Genomic DNA, 22,613 nt, shown 5'->3' with positions numbered 1-22,613 from the left:
AATTAAATAGAACATGAAACATTTATTACGTGGATTATCCATTGCAGTTCTTATCATATGCTGCAATTTTCAGCCCGTACTTGCACAACCCATGCAACAACTGCCTGTGGACAAGAATGTCCGTATCGGCAAGTTGGACAACGGACTTACTTATTACATTCGGCACAACGCACTCCCTGAGAAGCGTGCAGAATTCTACATTGCCCAGAAAGTAGGTTCTATTCTCGAAGAACCGCAGCAACGCGGTCTGGCTCACTTCCTGGAGCACATGGCTTTCAATGGGACCAAACACTTCCCAGGTGATGAAACCGGACTGGGCATCGTGCCCTGGTGCGAAACCAAAGGTATCAAGTTCGGTACGAACCTGAATGCGTATACCGGTGTCGAACAAACTGTCTATAATATCAGCAACGTGCCGACAGAGAACATCAATGTCATAGACTCCTGCCTGCTTATCCTTCACGACTGGTCAAATGCCATCAACCTTGCCGACAAAGAAATCGACAAAGAACGTGGCGTCATCCGTGAAGAATGGAGAAGCCGCAACAGCGGTATGCTCCGTATCATGACAGATGCGCAGCCCACCCTGTACCCCGATTCCAAATACGCTGACTGTATGCCTATCGGAAGCATCGACGTTATCAACAACTTCCCTTATCAGGATATCCGCGACTACTACGCGAAATGGTACCGCACAGACTTACAGGGAATTATCATCGTCGGCGACATCAACGTAGACGAGATAGAAGCGAAACTGAAAAAGGTTTTCGCCGACGTGAAAGCTCCGGTAAATCCTGCCGAACGCATCTACTATCCGGTAGCGGACAATCAGGAACCGCTTATCTACATCGGTACGGACAAAGAAGTGAAAAATCCTTCTGTAAACATCTTCTTCAAGCAAGACGCTACACCGGATTCCATGAAGAATACCATCGCCTATTATGCTACCCAATATATGCTGAACATGGCTACGAATATGCTGAACAACCGTCTGAACGAACTTCGCCAGACAGCCAACCCGCCTTTCACCAGCGCAGGTGCAGGATATGGTGAGTTCTTCCTTGCCAAAACGAAAGACGCATTCAGCCTGAGCGCAAGCAGCAAAATAGACGGTATCGAACTGGCGATGAAAACTGTACTGGAAGAAGCTGAACGCGCACGCCGTTTCGGTTTCACTGCCACAGAATACGAACGTGCACGCGCCAACTATATGCAAGTCGTAGAATCTGCTTACAATGAACGCGAAAAGACAAAGAGCGGCGCATACGTTGACGAATACGTGAACAACTTCCTTGACAAAGAACCGATTCCGGGCATCGAATTCGAATATATGCTTGTCAATCAGATGGCACCGAACATTCCGGTAGATGCAATCAACAAGTTTATGCAACGGCTAATCACCGACAACAACCAAGTGGTGCTGCTTGCCGGTCCCGAAAAAGAAGGTGTGAAATATCCCAGCAAGGAAGAAATAGCTGCCCTGCTGAAAGAGATGAAGTCATTCGACCTGAAACCGTATGAAGACAAAGTTTCTAACGAACCGCTTATCTCCGAAGACATCAAAGGCGGAAAGATTGTATCCGAAAAAGCAGGAGATATCTATGGCAGTACGAAACTGGTACTTTCCAATGGTGTGAAGGTATATGTGAAGCCGACAGATTTCAAAGCCGACCAGATTATCATGAAAGGTGTAAGCTTCGGTGGTACAAGCGTATTCCCGAACGAAGAAATCATCAATATCTCCCAGTTGAACGGTGTAGCCCTGGTAGGTGGAATCGGCAATTTCAGCAAAGTAGACTTGGGCAAGGCTCTTGCCGGCAAACGTGCGTCAGTAGGTTCAGGCATCAGCAATGCTACCGAAACTATTTCCGGTAGCTGTTCTCCGAAAGATTTCGAGACAATGATGCAACTTACTTACCTGACATTCACTTCTCCGCGTAAGGACAATGAAGCATTCGAATCTTATAAGAACCGCCTGAAAGCGCAACTTCAAAATGCAGATGCCAACCCGATGACTGCGTTCAGCGATACAGTGACACGTGCTTTATACGGCAACCACCCACGTGCTGTCAAGATGAGAGAAAGCATGGTAGACCAAATCGACTATGACCGTATCATTGAAATGTACAAAGACCGTTTCAAAGATGCAAGCGACTTTACCTTCTATCTGGTAGGAAACGTAAATCTGGAACAGATGAAACCGATGATTGCCAAATACTTGGGCGCTCTGCCGTCTATCAACCGCAAAGAGACTTTCAAGGATAACAAGATGGATATCCGCAAGGGACAATACAAGAATGAATTTGCCAAGAAACAGGAAACTCCGATGGCTACCATCATGTTCCTTTACAGCGGCACTTGCAAATATGACTTACGCAACAACATCCTGCTCAGCTTCCTCGACCAGGCTTTGGATATGGTTTACACAGCAGAAATCCGTGAAAAAGAAGGCGGTACATACGGCGTGAACTGTAACGGAAGTCTTAGCAAATATCCGAAAGAGGAACTAGTTCTTCAGATTGTATTCCAGACCGACCCTGCCAAAACAGAAAAACTGTCTGCCGTTGTTGTAGAACAGTTGAACAAGATGGCTAAAGAAGGCCCGTCTGCCGAACACATGCAGAAGATTAAGGAATATATGTTGAAGAAGTACAAGGATGCTCAGAAAGAAAACGGCTACTGGCTCAATAATCTGGACGAATTCTTCTACACCGGCATCGACAATACAAAAGACTATGAAAAGTTGGTCAACAGCATCACAGCAAAAGAAGTCCAGAATTTCCTTGCCAAGCTGCTGAAACAGAACAACGAAATCCAAGTCGTTATGACTATGCCGGAAGAAAGCAAATAATATTCTCTAGCATATCAACAGAATGATGATACTCAACGAACTACGTAAACATGGAAGGCTCGCCGCCAAACGGCATCCGATGTATGAAAAGAACAAAGTCGCTAAAATACTCGGTTATGTCATGGGCGCATTTTGGGCCGGTTACCTGATATTCTTCGGTACGACGTTCGCGTTCGGATTTTCAGATATGGTTCCCAACCGGGAACCATATCATGTAATGAACGCAGTGGTTCTGATCTTTATCCTGGCACTGGACTTCCTGTTACGTGTTCCGTTACAAAAAACACCGACACAGGAGGTAAAACCTTACCTCTTGCTGCCGGTTAAACGAAACCGTGTCATCGACTTCCTGCTTATCCGCTCCGGGCTCAGCCTGTTCAACCTCTTCTGGTTGTTCCTGTTTGTCCCTTTTTCCTTCATCACTATTACCAAATATTTTGGTGTCCTCGGTGTCATCACCTATCTTATAGGTATCCTACTTCTGATTCTTGCCAACAATTACTGGTATCTGTTGTGCCGCACACTTATCAACGAACGTATTTGGTGGATTCTATTACCCATCGCTTTCTACGGTGGAATAGGCTGCCTTCTTTTTATTCCCAAGGATAGCCCTCTCTTCTATTTCTTCATGGATTTGGGCGACGGGTATATTCAGGGAAACATTCTCTATTTTCTCGGCACTATACTGGTTATCTTCCTTTTATGGCTGATAAACCGCAAGATTATGTCGGGCCTTATCTATGCAGAACTGGCAAAAACAGACGATACCCAAATTAAAAATGTCTCCGAATACAAATTCTTCGAACGCTACGGAGAAGTCGGCGAATACATGAGACTGGAACTGAAAATGCTTTTACGCAACCGCCGTTGCAAAGGTGCGCTGCGTAGTATAGGTATCATAGTCCTGGCTTTCTCCATCGCTCTCAGTTTCTCTAGTGTCTACGACGGAAACTTTATGACCTCTTTTATCTGTGTTTATAACTTTGCCGTATTCGGAATGATTATCCTTTCGCAGCTAATGTCGTTCGAAGGCAATTACATCGATGGACTGATGTCTCGCAAAGAATCAATCATGAGCCTGCTGAAAGCGAAATATTATACATACAGCATCGGCGAAATCATACCTTTCATATTAATGATTCCCGCCATCATCATGAACAAGCTTACCCTGCTGGGGGCTTTCGCCTGGTTTTTCTATACCATCGGCTTTATCTATTTCTGCTTCTTCCAACTGGCAGTCTACAACAAGCAGACCGTCCCCCTGAACGAAAAAGTGACAGGCCGCCAGACCAACAGCGCGATACAAATGCTGGTTAACTTCGGAGCGTTCGGGGTGCCGCTCATCTTGTACAGTATATTAAATGCACTTTTAGGTGAAACAGTTACTTATATTATCCTGTTGGCTATCGGCCTTGGATTTACCCTGACGTCTCCTTTATGGATAAAGAATGTATATCATCGCTTCATGAAACGGAGATATGAAAACATGGAAGGTTTCAGAGACAGCCGCCAATAGACCTTCATGGAGCATTAACTATATAAACATAGAAAATCATGATTACCATTGACAAACTTAGAAAGAATTTCGGTGAGAAGGTTGCCGTAAACATAGAACACTATGAAATCAATCAAGGCGATATGCTCGGATTGGTGGGAAATAACGGTGCAGGAAAGACGACTCTCTTCCGGTTAATGCTGGACTTGCTGAAAGCGGAAGATGGGAAAGTGGTTATTAACGACATTGATGTGAGCCAAAACGAAGATTGGAAAGCCTTCACCGGCGCTTTTATCGACGACGGCTTTTTGATTGATTACCTCACTCCCGAAGAATATTTCTACTTTATCGGAAAGATGTACGGATTGAAGAAAGAGGAAGTGGACGAACGTCTCATTCCCTTCGAACGTTTCATGAACGGAGAAGTCATCGGACAAAAAAAACTAATCCGCAACTACTCTGCCGGAAACAAACAGAAGATTGGCATTATCTCCGCCATGCTTCATTATCCGCAATTATTGATATTGGACGAGCCGTTCAATTTCCTCGACCCCAGTTCGCAATCTATCATCAAGCACCTGCTCAAAAAGTACAATGAAGAGCATCGGGCTACGGTCATCATTTCCAGCCATAACCTGAACCATACCGTAGATATATGTCCGCGAATTGCTTTGTTGGAATACGGGTTCATCATCCGTGACATTATCAATGAGGATAATTCAGCAGAGAAAGAGCTCGAAGCTTATTTCAACGTGGAAGAGTAAGGGGATTGACTATTTACAAGTTACGACTGACTATTTATGAGTTACTTTTGCTGTTTATAAGTTAAGTACAGATGATGAAAGCAAAATTCAAACTGATATTCTTACTGATAGGACTGACCGCCATTCTTAGTTCCTGCCGCACGTCCGCCCCCCGTTTGGATTACCAGGCATTGGCGCAGGCTTCCATCTTATTGGGCGTAGACATCAACCTTGAAGACAACCATAAACTCTATATGGAAGCTGCCGACTGGATAGGCACCCCTTATCGCAGTGGCGGAGATTCGAAAAAGGGAACCGACTGTTCGGGCATGGTCTGTCAGATATACCGGAAAGTATATCGTACCCAAGTGCCTCGAAACTCGGAAGAACTGAAAAACAAAAGCAATAAAATAGCCAAGCGTAACCTCAAAGAAGGTGATTTGGTATTCTTCAGCAGCAACCGTTCCAAAAAGAAAGTAGCCCATGTAGGCATCTATCTGAAGAACGGGAAGTTCATCCATTCCAGTACGAGCCGGGGAGTAATCGTCAGCAGGTTGGGCGAAGAATATTATAGCAGGCATTGGATATGCGGTGGCAGAATACGTTAATCATCAACTCTCAATAATATATCATTATAAAGTCATTTATCGGAGCTGTCATATTTATCTGCGTGGCATTCAGCGCAAATGCGCAACTTTTATGGAAAGTATCCGGCAACGGGATGGAACAAGCATCTTACTTGTTTTCTCGTTTGAGTTCTCTTCTTCATTATCTTCTATAGCCAACATCTATAAATGTCGCACTAACTTTCTGTAACTAGCTCATGGACTGTTATAGACAACAATTCGACTCTCCCGCACCCACGAAAAAAAGTTTAATAGCGATTTTGCCCTCATACTCTCATAGTTCGTCTGAATCCCTTTATTCATCGACGTTTCAGCTATGAGAGCAACTATGAGGGTAACTATGAGGGTAAAAGTTACTCTCATACATCACCGACTCTTCCCGACTGCAATTCCAAACAATAATGCTTGAATCACAGGATGTTAACAGTTATCATCTCAACTATTAATACTTGACTTCCCAACTAGTAATAGCTGAGAAGTCAAGTATTAATAGCTGATAAATGACCTGTTTACATCCAATAAATGATATAGCAATACCCAAAAAGTAGATTAGATGGATTACTTTTTATTTTCATCCATCCACTTCTTCAACATTCCGGACTCCTCATGGCAAAAAGTAGTTAATTGGCTTATCAACCGACCGGATTGTGATAGAAGAACCACATATCTCTAACAGCAGTAGACATAAAATATACCTACTACTGAAATTGAAACAGATTCACTGTTATACGTGTAATGTTAGGTATTGTAAATATACTATCTTTTTAAAACAATCACATCGTATAAGAATAAAACTTTGCCTTTTTCTTGACTTAGCTATAGGACAATCATTTTGAAACATTCGACACACCTAGCCAGACAGGAGTAGAAAGCCATAGTAAATCGGCCAATAGAAATATAGGGAATGGCATAAGCATCTCCGCGAAGGCAAAAAACGGGTGATAGGTGATAGATGCGGGTGATAGGTTATAAACACAACCTATCACCAGGCAAAGCATTATAAATGAATGATTTGTAACATCAGGTGATAGGTTGAAAGAGAAAATGCATTTTTTACTACGGGAAAGAGGGAGAAGTATCCCAAAACAATAAAAAAAGAGCGGAAACATTTGTTCAGATTGAATAAAAGCAGTACTTTTGTGCCCGATTATTCCGCAACGGGTTCGACAAAGAGCTCTTTAAGTGATTAAAGACCACCCGCCGGAGCTAACTTATACATTTATATATAAGATGTACGCAATTGTAGAAATTAACGGTCAGCAATTCAAAGCAGAAGCTGGTCAGAAGTTGTTCGTTCACCACATCGAAGGTGCAGAAAACGGTTCAACAGTAGAATTTGAAAAAGTTCTTTTGGTAGACAAAGACGGAAATGTAACTGTAGGTGCCCCTGTTGTAGAAGGCGCAAAAGTTGTTTGTCAGGTTGTTTCAAACTTGGTAAAAGGCGACAAAGTTCTTGTTTTCCACAAGAAAAGAAGAAAAGGTTACAGAAAACTGAACGGTCACCGTCAACAGTTTACAGAGTTAACAATCACAGAAGTAGTAGCTTAATCAATTTAAAACAGTAAGAAGAAATGGCACACAAGAAAGGTGTCGGTAGTTCTAAGAACGGCCGCGAATCACAAAGTAAGAGATTAGGCGTTAAGATATTTGGTGGCGAAGCTTGCAAAGCAGGTAACATCATCGTTCGTCAAAGAGGTACTGAATTCCACCCGGGTGAAAACATGGGAATGGGTAAAGACCACACTCTTTTCGCTTTAGTAGATGGTACAGTTAACTTCAAAGTAGGCAAAGGAGACAGAAGATATGTTTCTGTAGTTCCTGCAACTGAAGCATAATTGCACAACCAAAAATATTTGAGAGAAGGAGATGTAATCCGAAAAGGATTGCATCTCCTTTCTTTTTTTATGTCCGTTTTCATTGCTTGATTGTTCGTTTTTTCTTTATCTTTGCATCCATTAAACGAAAGTACATAAAAAGTATAGATATGCTTACCATTAAACAAATTACAGAAAACACAGAGGCGGTACTCCGCGGACTGGAAAAGAAGCATTTCAAGAATGCAAAAGAAACGATCGAACAAGTGATCGCTCTAAACGACAAGAGACGTAGCACGCAAAATCAATTAGATAAAAACCTGGCAGAGGTAAACTCGCTTTCACGCACCATCGGCCAACTGATGAAAGAAGGCAAGAAAGAAGAAGCTGAATCTGCACGCGCCCGTGTTGCCGAACTGAAAGAAGGCAACAAAGAGCTGGACGCCACCATGACACAGGCTGCGACTGATATGCAGAATATTCTCTATACCATCCCCAATGTTCCTTATGATGAAGTGCCCGAAGGTGTAGGCGCCGAAGACAACGTCGTAGAAAAAATGGGTGGTATGGAAACCGAACTTCCCAAGGATGCACTCCCTCACTGGGAACTGGCAAAGAAATATGACTTGATTGATTTTGACCTGGGTGTTAAAATCACAGGCGCTGGCTTCCCTGTATATAAAGGTAAAGGTGCACAGCTTCAACGCGCCCTTATCAATTTCTTCCTCGACGAAGCACGCAAATCAGGATATACTGAAATCATGCCGCCGACAGTGGTCAACGCTGCTTCCGGCTATGGCACAGGACAGCTTCCCGACAAGGAAGGCCAGATGTACCATTGTGAAGTGGACGACTTATACCTGATTCCGACAGCAGAAGTCCCTGTCACTAACATCTATCGTGATGTCATCCTGGAAGAAAAGCAATTGCCGATTATGAACTGCGCCTACACGCAATGTTTCCGTCGCGAAGCAGGTTCTTACGGTAAAGACGTACGTGGATTGAACCGCCTGCACGAATTCTCTAAAGTAGAATTAGTGCGCATTGACAAGCCGGAACACTCCAAGCAGTCTCACCAGGAAATGTTGGACCATGTAGAAGGATTGTTGCAAAAACTGGAACTCCCCTATCGTATCCTCCGTCTTTGTGGTGGTGACATGAGTTTTACTGCTGCGCTCTGCTTTGACTTTGAGGTATATTCCGAAGCACAAAAACGTTGGCTGGAAGTAAGTTCCGTTTCCAATTTCGACACATATCAGGCGAACCGTCTGAAATGCCGTTATCGTAATGCAGACAAGAAAACCGAACTTTGCCACACGTTGAACGGTTCCGCATTGGCACTGCCACGCATCGTTGCCGCCCTGCTCGAAAACAACCAGACTCCGGAAGGTATCAGAATTCCGAAAGCATTGGTTCCGTACTGCGGTTTCGACATCATAGACTAAAGAAAAGAAAATTTCACTCTTGTAAGAATCAGGAAGTTCCTCTTCTTACAAGAGCTTTTATATAACCTTTTAACACATTTACCCCCATGACAAAAAACACAAAAAGTTTTGTACTGCCTTTGACATTCATCGGCATCATGTTCTTTGCGATTGGTTTCGCGTTAGGAATTAACTCGTTATTAGTTCCCGTATTACAAAAATCACTGGGAATCTCAAACACGGCTTCTTACCTTATTATTGCTGCAACCTTTATTCCATTCCTTGTATTCGGCTATCCTGCCGGGCTCACCATCAAGGCGATTGGCTACAAACGCACCATGTCACTGTCTTTCTTTATTTTTGCTGTGGCATTTTACCTGTTTATCCTATCGGCATCACAGGAAAGCTTCACCTTATTCCTGTTGGCATCTTTCATTAGCGGAGCCGCCAATGCGTATCTGCAAGCATCTGTAAACCCTTATATCACCATCTTGGGACCATTGGACAGTGCCGCAAAACGCATCAGTATCATGGGTATCTGCAACAAATTGGCGTGGCCTATTCCTGCCATCTTCATTGTATGGTTACTGGGCAAAGATGTCAGTCTGATTGGTATTGAAGACTTGAGCAAGCCGTTTATCATCATCATCTGCGCTTTTGTCGCCCTGGGTGTCATGGCATTCTTCGCACCGCTACCCGAAGTAAAAGCTGCCGGAGAAGATGAAAACGAGGACGAAGCCGAAGCCTGTCCGTATGCTGCAAGTAAAACTTCCGTTTTCCAGTTCCCGCACTTGCTGTTGGGTTGCCTGGCTTTGTTCCTTTATGTAGGTGTTGAGACGGTTTCACTCGGCACGCTGGTCGATTATGCCAAAGAACTCGGCCTGGAAGGTGCTGCCAACTATGCATGGATTGCTCCTATCGGTATTGTCATCGGTTACATCTGCGGTATCATCTTTATCCCGAAATACCTCAGTCAGGCTACAGCCTTAAAGATTTGCTCCATTCTGGCAATTATCGGTTCACTGCTGGTTGTACTCGCACCAAGTCATATTTCTATCTATTTCATCTCGTTTATGGCATTGGGATGCTCGCTGATGTGGCCGGCTTTGTGGCCGCTCGCTATGGCAGACCTCGGCAAGTTTACAAAAGCAGGCTCGTCATTACTCATCATGGCAATGTTCGGCGGAGCCGTTATCCCTACCCTCTACGGTTGGCTGAAAGACATAGCCACTCCGCAACAGGCATACTGGTTGTGTCTCCCCTGCTTCCTGTTTATCTTATATTATGGAGTAGCCGGATACAAAATCAGAACGAAATAAAAAGAGATATTCACTTATATATAGGGAGCCACTCATCAAAAGAGTGGCTTTTCTTTTTGTTTTTCGTAAATAAGCCGTATCTTTGCCAAAATTTATAACATTCTGCCAGCAGTTACGTAATAAAACCAACAAATTAATTAGATAATGAACAAAATCATTAGCAAAGAACGTTTTTCAGAGAAAGTATTCAAATTTGAAATTGAAGCCCCTCTAATTGCTAAATCCCGCAAGGCCGGACACTTCGTCATCGTACGTGTAGGCGAAAAGGGAGAACGTATGCCTTTGACTATCGCTGGTTCCGATGTGAAAAAAGGCACTATTACCTTGGTTGTACAAGAAGTCGGGCTGTCCTCTACCCGTCTTTGTGAACTGAACGAGGGTGACTATATTACCGACGTAGTAGGTCCGCTGGGACAAGCTACACATATAGAGAAGTTTGGGACAGTAGTCTGCGCCGGTGGCGGTGTAGGTGTAGCTCCGATGCTTCCTATCGTACAGGCTTTGAAAGCTGCCGGCAACCGTGTGATTACTGTGCTGGCCGGACGTAACAAGGACCTCATTATCCTGGAAAAAGAAATGCGCGAAAGCTCTGACGAAGTAATCATTATGACAGACGACGGTTCTTATGGCCGCAAAGGTCTGGTGACAGAAGGCGTGGAAGAAGTTATCAAACGCGAAAAAGTAGATAAGTGCTTCGCTATCGGCCCTGCCATCATGATGAAATTCGTTTGTTTGCTGACTAAAAAATATGAGATTCCGACTGATGTTTCATTGAACACCATCATGGTGGACGGAACAGGTATGTGCGGTGCCTGCCGTATTACTGTGGGCGGAAAAACAAGATTCGTCTGCGTGGACGGACCCGAATTCGACGGTCACCAAGTAGATTTTGACGAAATGCTGAAACGCATGGGCGCGTTCAAAAAAGTAGAACGCGAAGAAATGCACAAGTTGCAACCCGAATGTGAAGCGACTAAAGAAATCGACGAAAAGAGCCGCAACGCCGTCTGGAGACAGGAATTGCGTAAAGCAATGAAACCGAAAGAACGTACGGCTATTCCCCGCGTTGAGATGAACGAACTCGATGCAGAATACCGTTCACATAGCCGCAAAGAAGAAGTAAACCAAGGCTTGACGGCAGAACAGGCGGTTACAGAAGCAAAACGTTGCCTTGACTGTGCTAATCCGGGATGTACGGAAGGCTGTCCGGTAGGTATCGACATCCCCCGCTTCATCAAAAACATCGAACGTGGAGAATTTCTCGAAGCAGCCAAGACACTGAAAGAGACAAGTGCACTTCCGGCTGTCTGCGGTCGTGTTTGTCCGCAGGAGAAACAGTGTGAATCCAAATGTATCCATCTGAAGATGAACGAAAAGCCGGTAGCTATCGGTTACCTCGAACGCTTTGCAGCCGATTACGAACGCGAAAGCGGACAGATTTCCGTTCCTGTCATCGCAGATAAAAACGGCATCAAAATAGCTGTTATCGGTTCGGGACCTGCCGGATTGGCATTTGCCGGTGATATGGCGAAATATGGATATGATGTAACTGTATTCGAGGCCTTGCACGAAATCGGCGGTGTATTGAAATATGGTATTCCCGAATTCCGTCTACCCAACAAGATTGTAGATGTGGAGATTGACAACCTTTCCAAGATGGGGGTCAACTTCGTCAAAGACTGCATCGTAGGAAAGACTATCAGCGTAGAAGACCTGAAAGAAGAAGGTTTCAAAGGTATATTCGTGGCTTCCGGCGCCGGTCTGCCCAACTTTATGAATATCCCCGGAGAGAATTCCATCAATATCATGTCTTCGAACGAATACCTCACTCGCGTCAACCTGATGGATGCTGCCAGCGAAGAATCTGATACTCCGGTAGCTTTCGGCAAGAACGTAGCTGTGATTGGTGGCGGTAATACCGCTATGGACTCCGTCCGTACGGCAAAACGCCTGGGAGCTGAACGCGCCATGATTATCTATCGCCGCTCGGAAGAGGAAATGCCCGCCCGTATCGAAGAGGTGAAACATGCCAAGGAAGAGGGAGTGGAATTCCTGACACTACATAATCCGATTGAATATATCGCAGACGAACAAGGATGCGTGAAACAGGTAATCCTGCAAAAGATGGAATTGGGCGAACCGGACGCTTCCGGACGTCGTAGCCCTGTGGCTATACCCGGTGCGACAGAGACGATTGACATTGATTTGGCTATCGTAAGTGTCGGTGTATCTCCCAACCCGATTGTCCCAAGTTCAATCAAAGGACTGGAATTGGGACGCAAAGGAACGATTGCCGTCAATGAAAATATGGAATCTTCTATCCCGATGATTTATGCAGGTGGCGACATCGTTCGCGGTGGAGCTACCGTGATTCTTGCTATGGGAGACGGCCGCAAGGCTGCCGCTGCCATGAATGAACAGTTAACGGTTAGTGATTAACGGCTGAAGTTGATGATAAAAAATAAGCGGTGGATAATTAAGTTTATCCACCGCTTATTTTTTATCATCAAGTAATGGTGCGATTGTCAATCACCGGCCACTACTCCGTTAATCGTTTACAGCACTTTGTTCGTCGCGGGGTCCGGGAATATGACAGTCGGTTTGAACGACTTGGCTTCCTCAAAATCCATCAATGCGTAAGACATGATAATGACAATATCATCCGGTTGCACCTTACGGGCGGCAGCACCATTCAGGCAAATCTTACCCGAACCGCGTTCACCTTTGATAATATAGGTTTCAAAGCGTTCACCGTTGTTATTATCAGCGATATACACTTTTTCTCCCGCAATCATGTTCGCGGCGTCCAACAGGTCTTCATCAATCGTAATACTACCCATGTAGTTCAGATTGGCCTCCGTGACACGTGCACAATGAATTTTCGACTTCAACACTTCAATCATCATAAGGTTTCGTCTTTTTAGTTATTCTTTATATTTAATGTTATCAATCAAGCGGACTTCCCCACAGAATACAGTAATGCATCCTACTGCATAAGAAGTATCCTCCCAATTATTTATCTTCTGCAATGTATTTCCGTCTACGATTTCAAAATACTCCAACCGCAAGCCTGGAGCAACTTCAATCGCATCTTCCACCATCTTCTGCGTTTCGCTCACTGTGTGAGTGGCTGCAAAGTTACGACTTTTAAATAAGGTCTGAGAAATATTTAAAGCATTTTCACGTTCTTGTGCAGATAAACGCTTGTTCCGGCTGCTCAATGCCAAACCATCCTCTTCACGGACAATCGGACAACCTACAATCTCCAACTCATATTGCAACTGGCGCACCATCTCACGGATAATCGCCAATTGCTGGAAATCTTTCTCACCGAAATAGGCCTTGTCCGGCTGTACAGCATCAAACAATTTGCTGACAATCTGGCAAACCCCATTGAAATGTCCCGGACGGAAAGCACCTTCCATCACCGTATCTAATGGTGCATAGCTAAATTGACGAGTATCCGGCTCCGGATACATTTCGCTTACCGAAGGAGCAAAAGCGAAATCCGCTCCGCATTCTTCCAACAAACGGCAATCTGCATCTAATGTACGCGGATACTTCTCTAAATCGTTTTTATCGTTAAACTGTGTGGGATTCACAAAAACACTCACAACAGTTACACCATTCTCACTTACGCTGCGCTTTACCAGAGATGCATGTCCCGCGTGTAAAGCACCCATTGTAGGAACCAGTCCTACCGTTTCACCTTGGGCTCTCAAGGCAGTCAATTCTGCCTGTAAGTCCTTGATAGTGTGCACTATTTTCATTTTCGTCAATTGGTTTATGTTTTACTCGTTTGCAAAAACTCTGCAAAATAAACTAATATTTGCCACATAAAGAAAGAATATCTTATTTAATGTGTCTTTTTTTTCGTATCTTTGCAGAATATTATAGAGAACTATTGTTATTATGACAAAGGCGAATAAAGTTTTATTTATTACTCAAGAGATTACACCTTACGTTTCAGAATCCGAAATGGCCAATATAGGTAGAAACCTTCCACAGGCAATACAAGAAAAAGGCCGTGAAATCAGAACCTTCATGCCCAAATGGGGAAACATCAACGAGCGCAGAAACCAACTGCACGAAGTGATCCGTCTCTCCGGGATGAACCTGATTATCGATGATACTGACCACCCACTGATTATAAAAGTCGCTTCTATCCAATCCGCACGTATGCAGGTATATTTCATCGACAACGATGATTATTTCCAGAACCGCTTGCAGACAGCGGACGAAAATGGTGTGGAATATGATGACAACGACAGTCGCGCCATCTTCTATGCACGGGGTGTACTGGAAACAGTGAAGAAACTTCGTTGGTGTCCGGATGTAATCCATTGCCATGGCTGGATGACGGCTCTGGCTCCTCTTTATATTAAGAAAGCCTACAAAGACGAGCCTTCTTTCCGTGATGCCAAGGTAGTATTCTCGGTTTATGAGGACGACTTCAAGAATACACTTAGCGACGACTTCGCCGCAAAGCTGATGCTAAAAGGTATTTCAAAGAAAGATTTAGGCGACTTGAATGTACCAATGGACTACGCCGCTCTTTGCAAACTAGCTGTCGACTACTCTGACGGAGTTATACAGAATAGCGAAAAGGTAGACGAGTCTATTATTGAATACGCCCGCCAATCAGGCAAATTGGTACTTGACTACCAGAACCCGGAAAACTACGCAGATGCTTGCAACGAGTTCTACGACCAGGTATGGGAAGCCACTGCAAACGAAAAAGAAGAATAAAAAAATCAAGATACGACGATCATGAAAGCAAAATACGCCTTAATAGCTTTACTGGCAATCTCTTTTTTCGGTTGTGATGACAACACAGCAGGATTGGGATTGGGAATGTTTCCGGGAAGCGACCGAGATATTAATGGAAAGCTGACGACATTTGATGTTACAACGGAATCCGTTCCTGCAGGAGAAATTTACGCCAAAACAAATATTGGATATGTTGGGAAATTCACAGATGCAACATTTGGAACTTATGAAGCAGGATTTCTGGCTCAACTAAATTGTCCGCAAGGAATGACTTTCCCTGAAGCTTTTTCTGGGACTACCACAAGTGGAACAGGAAAGATGATGACAAGTTTCAGTAATGTAGAAGATGCCGTATCTAAAAACTACACAATCATTAAAGATGGAAGTACTCCTATCGGTAACTGCCAAATTAATATTTATCTTTGGTATGACAGTTATTTTGGAGATTCATTGACAGCATGTCGCCTAAGTATGTATGAATTAGACAAGAAAAAGGTAGATGATAAGGGAAATAAACATTATTGGTATGAAGACCCAAAAGCATATTATACTAATATTAACCCTGCAGCATATTATGACAAAACAACAAGTTTATTAGGTAATAAAGCTTATACAGCAGTTGACTTATCTATCAGCGACTCCATACGTAACCTTTCTACATACGTCCCTTATGTTAAAATTACATTGGATCAAGAAAAAACAAAAGAACTAGGAAAAGAACTCCTTAAAGAAGGCCGCACTAAGGATTTATATCAAAAATTTCAAAATATATTTCCTGGATTATATGTAAAAAGCGACTATGGTGATGGAACGATTCTCTATATCAATACCATACAAATGGATGTGACATTTTTGGAACATGCAAGAGATAGCGTTACAGGTGGTCTACTACATACATCTACTGGAAAAGACTCTGTAGTATATAGTAGACGTTCATTTACTTCTACCCGTGAAATTATTCAAGCAAACAGTTTGAATAATGAACAAGATGCTATTGAGAGTTGCATTGAAAATCCCGATTTGACTTATATAAAAAGTCCTGCTGGCATTTTCACTCAGGTAACTATTCCTGTTAGCGAAATAGCAAAAGAATTACAAGGGGACACTTTGAATGCTGTAAAACTTGGAATTCCCATTTATAATGAAACGAATGATAAGAAATTTGAAATGTCCAAACCAAGAAATGTTTTATTGATACGCAAAAAGTACAAAGATACTTTTTTTGAAAAGAATCAACTTAGTGATGGTACAACTTCAGCCCTATTTGATTATTCAAATAATTCACTTAGCTTTACCCAATATACATTCAACAATATCACTCAAATGATTAACAATTGTTTAGCGGATAGAGAAGCTGCCCGAAAAGCATTACCTATAACATTTTATATCCCCGATCCAAACGATCCTGAAGAAGAACCTAAAAAAGAAATAGCAACTACCATCGAACAATGGGAAGAATTAAGTGAATGGAACAAGTTCATACTTATCCCAGTACTTGTTACCAAAGATTCTTCTTCAAGTAATAGTTATTATGGAAGTTCTTCTAACATAATAAGCATACAACATGACTTAAAGCCTGGTTATGTACGTTTGAAAGGTGGTAAAAATGGAGAAAAAATGATTCAAGAAGTAAAAAATGGAGAACCTCAATACAACCAAGATGGAACTCCTAAAATGATACATGAATACCCTAATAATGTATTAAAATTAGAAGTTGTATCCACTAACTTTGAACCAATATCAAAATAAAAAATAATAGAGACACATCTATAAAATATCAGCGCGGATTACTTGAATGTAATTCGCGCTATTATTTTATAGAAATATTCAAAAGACAATGATATAATGAAAAAGCCGTGAATTTGACCTTCATCAGATTCACGGCTTTTTATATTAAGAGCGACTTATCTTATCCTTCTTTCTTTGCTGTAGTTTTCTTAGCTTTTGCAGCCGGTTTCTTTGGTTCAGTAGCCTTTTTAGCGGTAGCTTTCTTGGCGGCAGGTTTAGCAGCTTTAGCACCAGACTCTTTTACTACAGGTTCAGCAGCAGCCGCAGTCTGCTTCTTTGCCGTAGTCTTTTTAGCAGCTTCCTTTGCAACCTTTGCCTGCAATTTCTCAACCTCTTTCTCCAACTCAGTGATTTCGTCACCTTGATTCTTAATCGTAGTCAACAAAGAGTTAAGTTCTTCGCTGTCAACATCTGAAGGATACAATGAATCCACCCGTTTGATAAAGTCAGCCAGAATATTCATGTAGTTAGTGAAAGCATCATAAGGAGAGTCATAGATACCACGATTCAACCACATACCGTTATTCTTTGTAGTCATGAAACGGAAATTATTGCTGGCCTGCAAATAATCCCAGTCCTGCTTGATACGACGGTCGTCACTTAAATGAATGCGCTCTGCTACACTATACAGTTTATTAAAAGCTTCACGTTGCATTACATTGCCCAGCCAGCAGCTAGTATCCCTCTCTTCATCTACCCATGACATCGGATAAGCAACATCAAGCTGAGAAACAGATTTCAACTTCGTCACGATATCCGTTGGCGTAGAGAAAGTAATGCCTTTCGCTTTCGCACATTCCGGCAAAGCTTTCAGGAATTCGAGAATATTGGAAGATAACGGCTGAGCCATACCCAGCGCACTCAATTCCATAAAGATATTGATAACTTGTTCTTCTTGTGGCAATGCATCAATCCAATTGATATATTTGTCCGCAAACAAAGGATATTCCGCCCAATCCGAATTAGAAAAACGCAAACTTATATCATCTGACAGTTTGAAATCTCTCAATAGAAGTTTAAGGCTCGGAGCCTGATTACAGTGGTATACATAATGTGGGCTCTTCCATCCCAACACATGCTTGGCACCTTCTGTCAACATTCCCTTGAACCCCATAGAAGCCACCAGACCACCAATCTCGTCCGAATAAATCAAACTGGAATTGCGGAACACTTTCGGTTCCTTTCCAAACATTTGTTTCATCTTATCACGCTGACGAAGCACTTCTTCACGGAAGCAATCTTCATTGGCAAGTGAGGACAAGCCATGCGAATAAGGTTCACAAAGGAATTCACAACAACCGGTATCATTCAACTGATGCAATAAGTCAATCACTGCCGGAGCATGGATTTCAAGTTGCTCCAAAGCTACTCCCGAAATAGACAGCGCAACCTTAAAGGCACCGCCTGAATTTTTCGCCATCTCAATCAATGTGCTGAGAGCAGGAATATATGAACGTTCGGCCACTTCATTCATGCCCGTTTCATTCGCATAATCATCATAATAATAATGATCATTACCGATATCAAAGAAACGGTAGCGTTTCAAATGTATAATCTGATGTATCTCAAAATAAAGACAGATAGTTCTCATTTTTATATATTGTTTCGTTATTTACCATAGTTTCTTAACACATCCTCGTAGAGAGCACGGATTCTCAAACCGACTTTTTCCCAAGTAATTCCGTCCACCTCTTTCTTTCCTTCATCCTGCAGATAACTGAAAAGCGACGGATTGGTACAGATGGAATAAATGGCGTCGGCCATAGCATGTATATCCCAGTAGTCGGTCTTAATCACTTTGTCGAGAATTTCACCACAACCCGACTGCTTTGAAATGATGGAAGGCGTCCCACACTGCATAGCTTCCAAAGGAGCGATACCGAAAGGCTCGGAAACGGAAGGCATGACAAACACATCACTATTCTTATAAACCTCATATACTTGTTTACCTTTCATAAAGCCCGGGAAGTGGAAACGGTCGGCAATGCCGCGTTCTGCCGCCAGGTTAATCATGGCATTCAACATATCACCCGAACCCGCCATCACGAAACGGATATTACGGGTGCGTTTCAATACAAGTGCGGCAGCTTCCACAAAGTACTCCGGCCCTTTCTGCATGGTGATACGTCCGAGGAAAGTAACCACCTTCTCTTTAGAATGATCGGGACGCGGAATATCCAACAATTCCTGCGACAACGGATAGACGGCATTGTGCATGGCAAATACCTTGCGCGGATCCTGGTGATACTCGTTAATAACCGTTCGGCGGGTAAGTTCGGACACACACATGATGCAATCGGCATGATCCATGCCATTCTTCTCGATCGAATAAACAGTAGGATTTACTTTACCGCGGGAACGGTCGAAATCTGTTGCATGCACATGGATACAAAGCGGTTTGCCACTTACCATCTTGGCATGTACACCGGCAGGATAAGTCAGCCAATCGTGTGCATGGATAATGTCAAATTCCTGCTGGCGGGCAACTACTCCGGCTATTATGGAGAAATTGTTGATTTCTTCATGCAAGTTTCCAGGATAACCGCCGGCAAACTCCATACATCCCAAATCATTGACATGCATATAAGAAAAATCGGCATAGATATGATCACGGAAAGAGTAATACTCTTCCGGCGACATCTCCAGCAAACGGGATTTCAAGTAGTCATAGTTGACATCACGCCACACGATAGGCACTTGATTCATACCGATGATTTTCAAGAACTTTTCTTCTTCTCCGCAAGGCTTGGGCATACAGAAAATCGTTTCCATATCACCTTGCAAACTCAATCCTTTAGTTATTCCGTAAGAAGCAACTGCAAGACCACCATATATTTTTGGGGGGAATTCCCAACCAAACATTAAAACTTTCATCTTCGTTCCTCCTTTCTTTAATAATATTTAGACAGCAGCTTCAAAACACGCAGGATTTCTGCCGTATTCATCGCAAATGACACAGCACCACGTCCCCTGAAAGGTGGATTCCCGTCAAACAGTTCGGCTATGGAACCAATACAATGGCTCGTCATCTCATCATCATAACCAATCAACTGGCGTTCAACAAATGACAATCCGCTCATCTTATAAATCCGAAGATAAGCTTCCAGATAGAATCCCATCAGCCAAGGCCATGCCGTTCCCTGATGATATGCATAGTCACGTTGTACCTGCGGACCTACATAATTCGGATTATATCCCCCGCTCTTCGGACTCAAAGAACGGATTCCTTTAGGAGTCAGCAATTCTTTAGTCACAATATCAAGCACTTGTTTCTTTTGTGCCCGGTCTAACGGAGAGTAATCAAATGCTGCGGCAAATATCATATTGGGGCGTACACTCCAATCCATCATATTACCATCAACATAGTCGAGCAGATATCCGTATTCGTTACGGAATACATCGACAAATGACTTTCCAGTCACTTCTGCCTGTGCATCAAGCGCATCTGCCAAATATACATCACCACCTTCGCGTACCAAATCGGCTATAAAGCGCAATGCATTATACCACAATGCGTTAAATTCAACAATATATCCTGTACGAGGAATCACCGGATGTCCGTTCACCGTGGAATTCATCCATGTAATTGCTTTCTCAGTACCATTTGCATAAAGCAATCCGTTCTCGTGCAAGAAAAGATTGTCATGCTTCCGCTGGCGGATAAATTCCATGATGTCTTTCAAAAGTTCACCGTATTTCTGACGGCATTGCTCGCGGGAAGTCTCCTTGGCATATTGCTGCAAAGCCCAGATCGCCCAAAGCAGGACATCCGGATGCTCCATTTCATAAATCTTGTACCCGACAGACTCTTCGTTGATAAAGTTACGAATCGCTTTTTCTGCCGTTTTCATCACGTCTTCAAACTCGTCAACTTCATCAATAGCGAGTGTCAGACCCGGCAAAGCAATGAACAAATCACGTGCACGGCATTTGAACCAAGGATAACCGGCAAGAATGTAATGCTCACCTTCCTGTTTGTTATGGAATTGATGGGCAGAATTCTTCAGGCAGTGGTAGAAACTGTCACGTGGCGTACGGTCGGCCACTTCCGCCTCAAAGGTCTGTTTCAGTTTACGCGGAGTTGTTTCTGAAATTCCGGCAGAGAATACAATACTCTCTCCTTTCTTGATATCCACCTCGAAATATCCCGGAACGTACAGGTCCTCATTGAAGTCGTACCCGCGTTCCTGCTCTTTCGGATATTCAATGCCGCGATACCAATCGGGCTGGAAATGGAATTCGCACTTTTTGTTCAACTGCATATAAAGTTCCGGATAGCCGGGATACATGCAAGTCTTTATACCGTTTTCCACAAGTTGATACTCACGGCTTGCCTGTGCATTTTCGTGGGTATACTCGCGTACGCTTCTGAAAGCGAGGAACGGCCGGAAGCGCAAAGTCGTTGCCGAATGCGCGTCAAGTAGAGTATAACGAATCAGGATTCTGTTTTCATGATGTACAAAGATTTTTTCTTTGCGGAGAACCACACCTCCAACACGGTAAGTTGTCGCCGGAATATGCTCACAATCAAACTCACGGATATACTTGTGCCCATTCGGACTAAAGTTGTTTCCTTGATATTTATGCAACCCCAGGTTAAACTCTGCACCGTGTTGAATTACCGTTTCATCAAGAGAAGATAGCAGCACATGATTTTCATCGTCGAGATTGGGAACCGGAATTACCAACAGTCCGTGATATTTGCGTGTGTTACAATCAACAATCGTTGTACAATGATAAGCTCCTGCCTTGTTCGTCCGGAGAATTTCTCTCTGAAGAGACTCTTCCAGATTCGTCATGAGGGTCTTGTCAAATCGTAAATAACTCATAGTTGTGCATTATTTAAAGGTTAATTATTGGTCATTATATCGCACCTGATATTTATCGCCACATTGTATATTAAATAGTTGTAGCCCCATACATAACAGGTATAACGCCCAAATGTACAAATTATAGATAAAAACAAAAATAAAAAGCCTTTTTATTTTCAGATTTTGTGCAAATATTCGTAGTATTGCGCAAAATATCTAAAGAAAAGAATGTCATGAAGCAAGATATTCAGCGTATCACGGTGGCTGCCGCAAAGCCCTTGTTCTTAATTTTCATCTTATATATACTCAAGTTTCTGGAAATCGGGATGGACTGGGACTTCTCTCACTTGGGGATATATCCCATGGAAAAGCGAGGTGTAACAGGCATTTTGGCTCATCCGCTGATACACAGCGGATTCAGCCATTTATTGGCAAATACAATTCCTTTATTCTTCCTTTCCTGGTGTCTTTTTTATTTTTACCGAGAGATAGCCGGCAAGATTTTTGTCCTAATCTGGCTTGGTGCGGGACTGCTTACCTTTATTATAGGCAAACCGGGATGGCACATCGGTGCCAGCGGACTCATCTACGGACTTGCCTTCTTTCTCTTTTTCAGCGGTATTCTCCGCAAATACGTCCCACTGATTGCTATTTCCCTACTTGTCACCTTTCTATATGGGGGGATTATCTGGCATATGTTTCCTTATTTCTCCCCCGCCAATATGTCATGGGAAGGACATCTCAGCGGTGGAATCATGGGAGTGCTCTGTGCATTTGCATTCGTGAACCACGGGCCTCAGCGACCGGAACCTTTTGCGGACGAGGAAGAGGAAGAAGAACATGAAATCTCAGATCCTGTTTAAATTCTCTTCAGTCATAATTTTATAGCTGATATTTTTGTAGATGACAAAATTTAAATTTATGCTGTTAAACATCTAATTTTTAAGTGATTAAATTTGCGAAAGTCCCTGA

17 protein-coding genes and 1 pseudogene are annotated in these 22,613 nt (G+C 43.1%); 13 read left to right on the top strand and 5 right to left on the bottom strand.

The genetic code is table 11. The annotated features are described in order from the left end of the window. The first annotated feature begins 13 nt into the window (after window positions 1–13). The 10 genes and pseudogenes from NSB03_RS01740 (at window position 14) to NSB03_RS01695 (ending at window position 12,711) form a co-directional block, all read left to right on the top strand. A complete protein-coding gene (locus NSB03_RS01740; protein WP_257466176.1) occupies window positions 14–2,851 on the top strand; it encodes a M16 family metallopeptidase in 2,838 nt (945 codons plus the stop codon). A 22-nt stretch (window positions 2,852–2,873) separates the two neighbouring features. Next, entirely contained in the window at window positions 2,874–4,367 is a 1,494-nt protein-coding gene (locus NSB03_RS01735; RefSeq protein ID WP_024986323.1) for a DUF5687 family protein, read from the top strand. A gap of 38 nt (window positions 4,368–4,405) precedes the next feature. Continuing rightward, entirely contained in the window at window positions 4,406–5,110 is a 705-nt protein-coding gene (locus NSB03_RS01730) for an ABC transporter ATP-binding protein (RefSeq protein WP_024986324.1), read from the top strand. A 74-nt stretch (window positions 5,111–5,184) separates the two neighbouring features. Continuing rightward, the gene (locus NSB03_RS01725) at window positions 5,185–5,697 is read left to right on the top strand and encodes a C40 family peptidase (protein ID WP_024986325.1); all 513 of its coding nucleotides are present in this window, start codon (window positions 5,185–5,187) and stop codon (window positions 5,695–5,697) included. Between the two features lie 26 nt (window positions 5,698–5,723). Continuing rightward, window positions 5,724–5,831: pseudogene (locus NSB03_RS01720) on the top strand (TraB/GumN family protein); the annotation flags it as partial. A 1,114-nt stretch (window positions 5,832–6,945) separates the two neighbouring features. Then, entirely contained in the window at window positions 6,946–7,263 is a 318-nt protein-coding gene (gene rplU, locus NSB03_RS01715; protein ID WP_024986326.1) for a 50S ribosomal protein L21, read from the top strand. 23 nt (window positions 7,264–7,286) lie between these two features. Then, the gene (rpmA, locus tag NSB03_RS01710; protein ID WP_024986327.1) at window positions 7,287–7,550 is read left to right on the top strand and encodes a 50S ribosomal protein L27; all 264 of its coding nucleotides are present in this window, start codon (window positions 7,287–7,289) and stop codon (window positions 7,548–7,550) included. A 149-nt stretch (window positions 7,551–7,699) separates the two neighbouring features. Next, window positions 7,700–8,974: a serine--tRNA ligase gene (gene serS / locus NSB03_RS01705; RefSeq protein WP_024986328.1), complete on the top strand. Its 1,275-nt coding sequence runs from the start codon at window positions 7,700–7,702 to the stop codon at window positions 8,972–8,974. A gap of 86 nt (window positions 8,975–9,060) precedes the next feature. Continuing rightward, window positions 9,061–10,272: an MFS transporter gene (locus NSB03_RS01700; protein ID WP_024986329.1), complete on the top strand. Its 1,212-nt coding sequence runs from the start codon at window positions 9,061–9,063 to the stop codon at window positions 10,270–10,272. A 144-nt stretch (window positions 10,273–10,416) separates the two neighbouring features. Beyond that, window positions 10,417–12,711, top strand: a complete 2,295-nt coding sequence (locus NSB03_RS01695) for a bifunctional dihydroorotate dehydrogenase B NAD binding subunit/NADPH-dependent glutamate synthase (RefSeq protein WP_257466175.1) — start codon at window positions 10,417–10,419, stop codon at window positions 12,709–12,711. A 116-nt stretch (window positions 12,712–12,827) separates the two neighbouring features. Here NSB03_RS01695 and panD read toward each other — a convergent pair whose 3' ends face one another. Both panD and panC read right to left on the bottom strand, forming a co-directional pair. Next, entirely contained in the window at window positions 12,828–13,178 is a 351-nt protein-coding gene (panD, locus tag NSB03_RS01690) for an aspartate 1-decarboxylase (RefSeq protein ID WP_121765654.1), read from the bottom strand. Window positions 13,179–13,196: 18 nt separating this feature from the next. Then, complete coding sequence (panC, locus tag NSB03_RS01685; protein ID WP_024986330.1) at window positions 13,197–14,042, bottom strand: pantoate--beta-alanine ligase; 846 nt, start codon at window positions 14,040–14,042, stop codon at window positions 13,197–13,199. Window positions 14,043–14,184: 142 nt separating this feature from the next. On the opposite strand from panC, the gene NSB03_RS01680 reads away from it, so the two are divergent. After that, the gene (locus NSB03_RS01680) at window positions 14,185–15,021 is read left to right on the top strand and encodes a glycogen/starch synthase (protein ID WP_024986331.1); all 837 of its coding nucleotides are present in this window, start codon (window positions 14,185–14,187) and stop codon (window positions 15,019–15,021) included. 21 nt (window positions 15,022–15,042) lie between these two features. Beyond that, window positions 15,043–16,791: a BamH family beta-barrel-assembly machinery protein gene (bamH, locus tag NSB03_RS01675; RefSeq protein WP_024986332.1), complete on the top strand. Its 1,749-nt coding sequence runs from the start codon at window positions 15,043–15,045 to the stop codon at window positions 16,789–16,791. 160 nt (window positions 16,792–16,951) lie between these two features. On the opposite strand, the gene NSB03_RS01670 is transcribed toward bamH, so the two are convergent. Genes NSB03_RS01670 through NSB03_RS01660 form a run of 3 tightly spaced genes read right to left on the bottom strand, consistent with a single transcriptional unit; the run spans window position 16,952 to window position 21,659 of the window. Further along, the gene (locus NSB03_RS01670; RefSeq protein ID WP_136015122.1) at window positions 16,952–18,421 is read right to left on the bottom strand and encodes a glycoside hydrolase family 57 protein; all 1,470 of its coding nucleotides are present in this window, start codon (window positions 18,419–18,421) and stop codon (window positions 16,952–16,954) included. A gap of 17 nt (window positions 18,422–18,438) precedes the next feature. After that, window positions 18,439–19,704, bottom strand: a complete 1,266-nt coding sequence (locus tag NSB03_RS01665; RefSeq protein ID WP_121765649.1) for a glycosyltransferase family 4 protein — start codon at window positions 19,702–19,704, stop codon at window positions 18,439–18,441. Between the two features lie 17 nt (window positions 19,705–19,721). Next, complete coding sequence (locus tag NSB03_RS01660) at window positions 19,722–21,659, bottom strand: glycogen debranching enzyme N-terminal domain-containing protein (protein ID WP_024986334.1); 1,938 nt, start codon at window positions 21,657–21,659, stop codon at window positions 19,722–19,724. A 215-nt stretch (window positions 21,660–21,874) separates the two neighbouring features. Here NSB03_RS01660 and NSB03_RS01655 point away from each other — a divergent pair, with 215 nt between their 5' ends. Further along, window positions 21,875–22,504 carry a rhomboid family intramembrane serine protease gene (locus NSB03_RS01655; protein WP_242357324.1) on the top strand — a complete coding sequence of 210 codons (630 nt, stop codon included), beginning with the start codon at window positions 21,875–21,877 and terminating at the stop codon, window positions 22,502–22,504. Window positions 22,505–22,613: the final 109 nt, after the last annotated feature.

Origin of the sequence: Bacteroides acidifaciens, assembly GCF_024623065.1 — a bacterium.
GTDB classification, from domain to species: domain Bacteria; phylum Bacteroidota; class Bacteroidia; order Bacteroidales; family Bacteroidaceae; genus Bacteroides; species Bacteroides acidifaciens.
Note: the sequence above shows the minus strand (reverse complement) of the source record. Positions and strands in the feature narration are given on the sequence as shown.

Bases quoted from the DNA above. Each gene is read 5' to 3' on its own strand.
- NSB03_RS01740 (WP_257466176.1), top strand. From the start codon at position 14: ATGAAACATTTATTACGTGGATTATCCATTGCAGTTCTTATCATATGC.
- NSB03_RS01735 (WP_024986323.1), top strand. From the start codon at position 2,874: ATGATGATACTCAACGAACTACGTAAACATGGAAGGCTCGCCGCCAAA.
- NSB03_RS01730 (WP_024986324.1), top strand. From the start codon at position 4,406: ATGATTACCATTGACAAACTTAGAAAGAATTTCGGTGAGAAGGTTGCC.
- NSB03_RS01725 (WP_024986325.1), top strand. From the start codon at position 5,185: ATGAAAGCAAAATTCAAACTGATATTCTTACTGATAGGACTGACCGCC.
- rplU (WP_024986326.1), top strand. From the start codon at position 6,946: ATGTACGCAATTGTAGAAATTAACGGTCAGCAATTCAAAGCAGAAGCT.
- rpmA (WP_024986327.1), top strand. From the start codon at position 7,287: ATGGCACACAAGAAAGGTGTCGGTAGTTCTAAGAACGGCCGCGAATCA.
- serS (WP_024986328.1), top strand. From the start codon at position 7,700: ATGCTTACCATTAAACAAATTACAGAAAACACAGAGGCGGTACTCCGC.
- NSB03_RS01700 (WP_024986329.1), top strand. From the start codon at position 9,061: ATGACAAAAAACACAAAAAGTTTTGTACTGCCTTTGACATTCATCGGC.
- NSB03_RS01695 (WP_257466175.1), top strand. From the start codon at position 10,417: ATGAACAAAATCATTAGCAAAGAACGTTTTTCAGAGAAAGTATTCAAA.
- panD (WP_121765654.1), bottom strand. From the start codon at position 13,178: ATGATGATTGAAGTGTTGAAGTCGAAAATTCATTGTGCACGTGTCACG.
- panC (WP_024986330.1), bottom strand. From the start codon at position 14,042: ATGAAAATAGTGCACACTATCAAGGACTTACAGGCAGAATTGACTGCC.
- NSB03_RS01680 (WP_024986331.1), top strand. From the start codon at position 14,185: ATGACAAAGGCGAATAAAGTTTTATTTATTACTCAAGAGATTACACCT.
- bamH (WP_024986332.1), top strand. From the start codon at position 15,043: ATGAAAGCAAAATACGCCTTAATAGCTTTACTGGCAATCTCTTTTTTC.
- NSB03_RS01670 (WP_136015122.1), bottom strand. From the start codon at position 18,421: ATGAGAACTATCTGTCTTTATTTTGAGATACATCAGATTATACATTTG.
- NSB03_RS01665 (WP_121765649.1), bottom strand. From the start codon at position 19,704: ATGAAAGTTTTAATGTTTGGTTGGGAATTCCCCCCAAAAATATATGGT.
- NSB03_RS01660 (WP_024986334.1), bottom strand. From the start codon at position 21,659: ATGAGTTATTTACGATTTGACAAGACCCTCATGACGAATCTGGAAGAG.
- NSB03_RS01655 (WP_242357324.1), top strand. From the start codon at position 21,875: ATGAAGCAAGATATTCAGCGTATCACGGTGGCTGCCGCAAAGCCCTTG.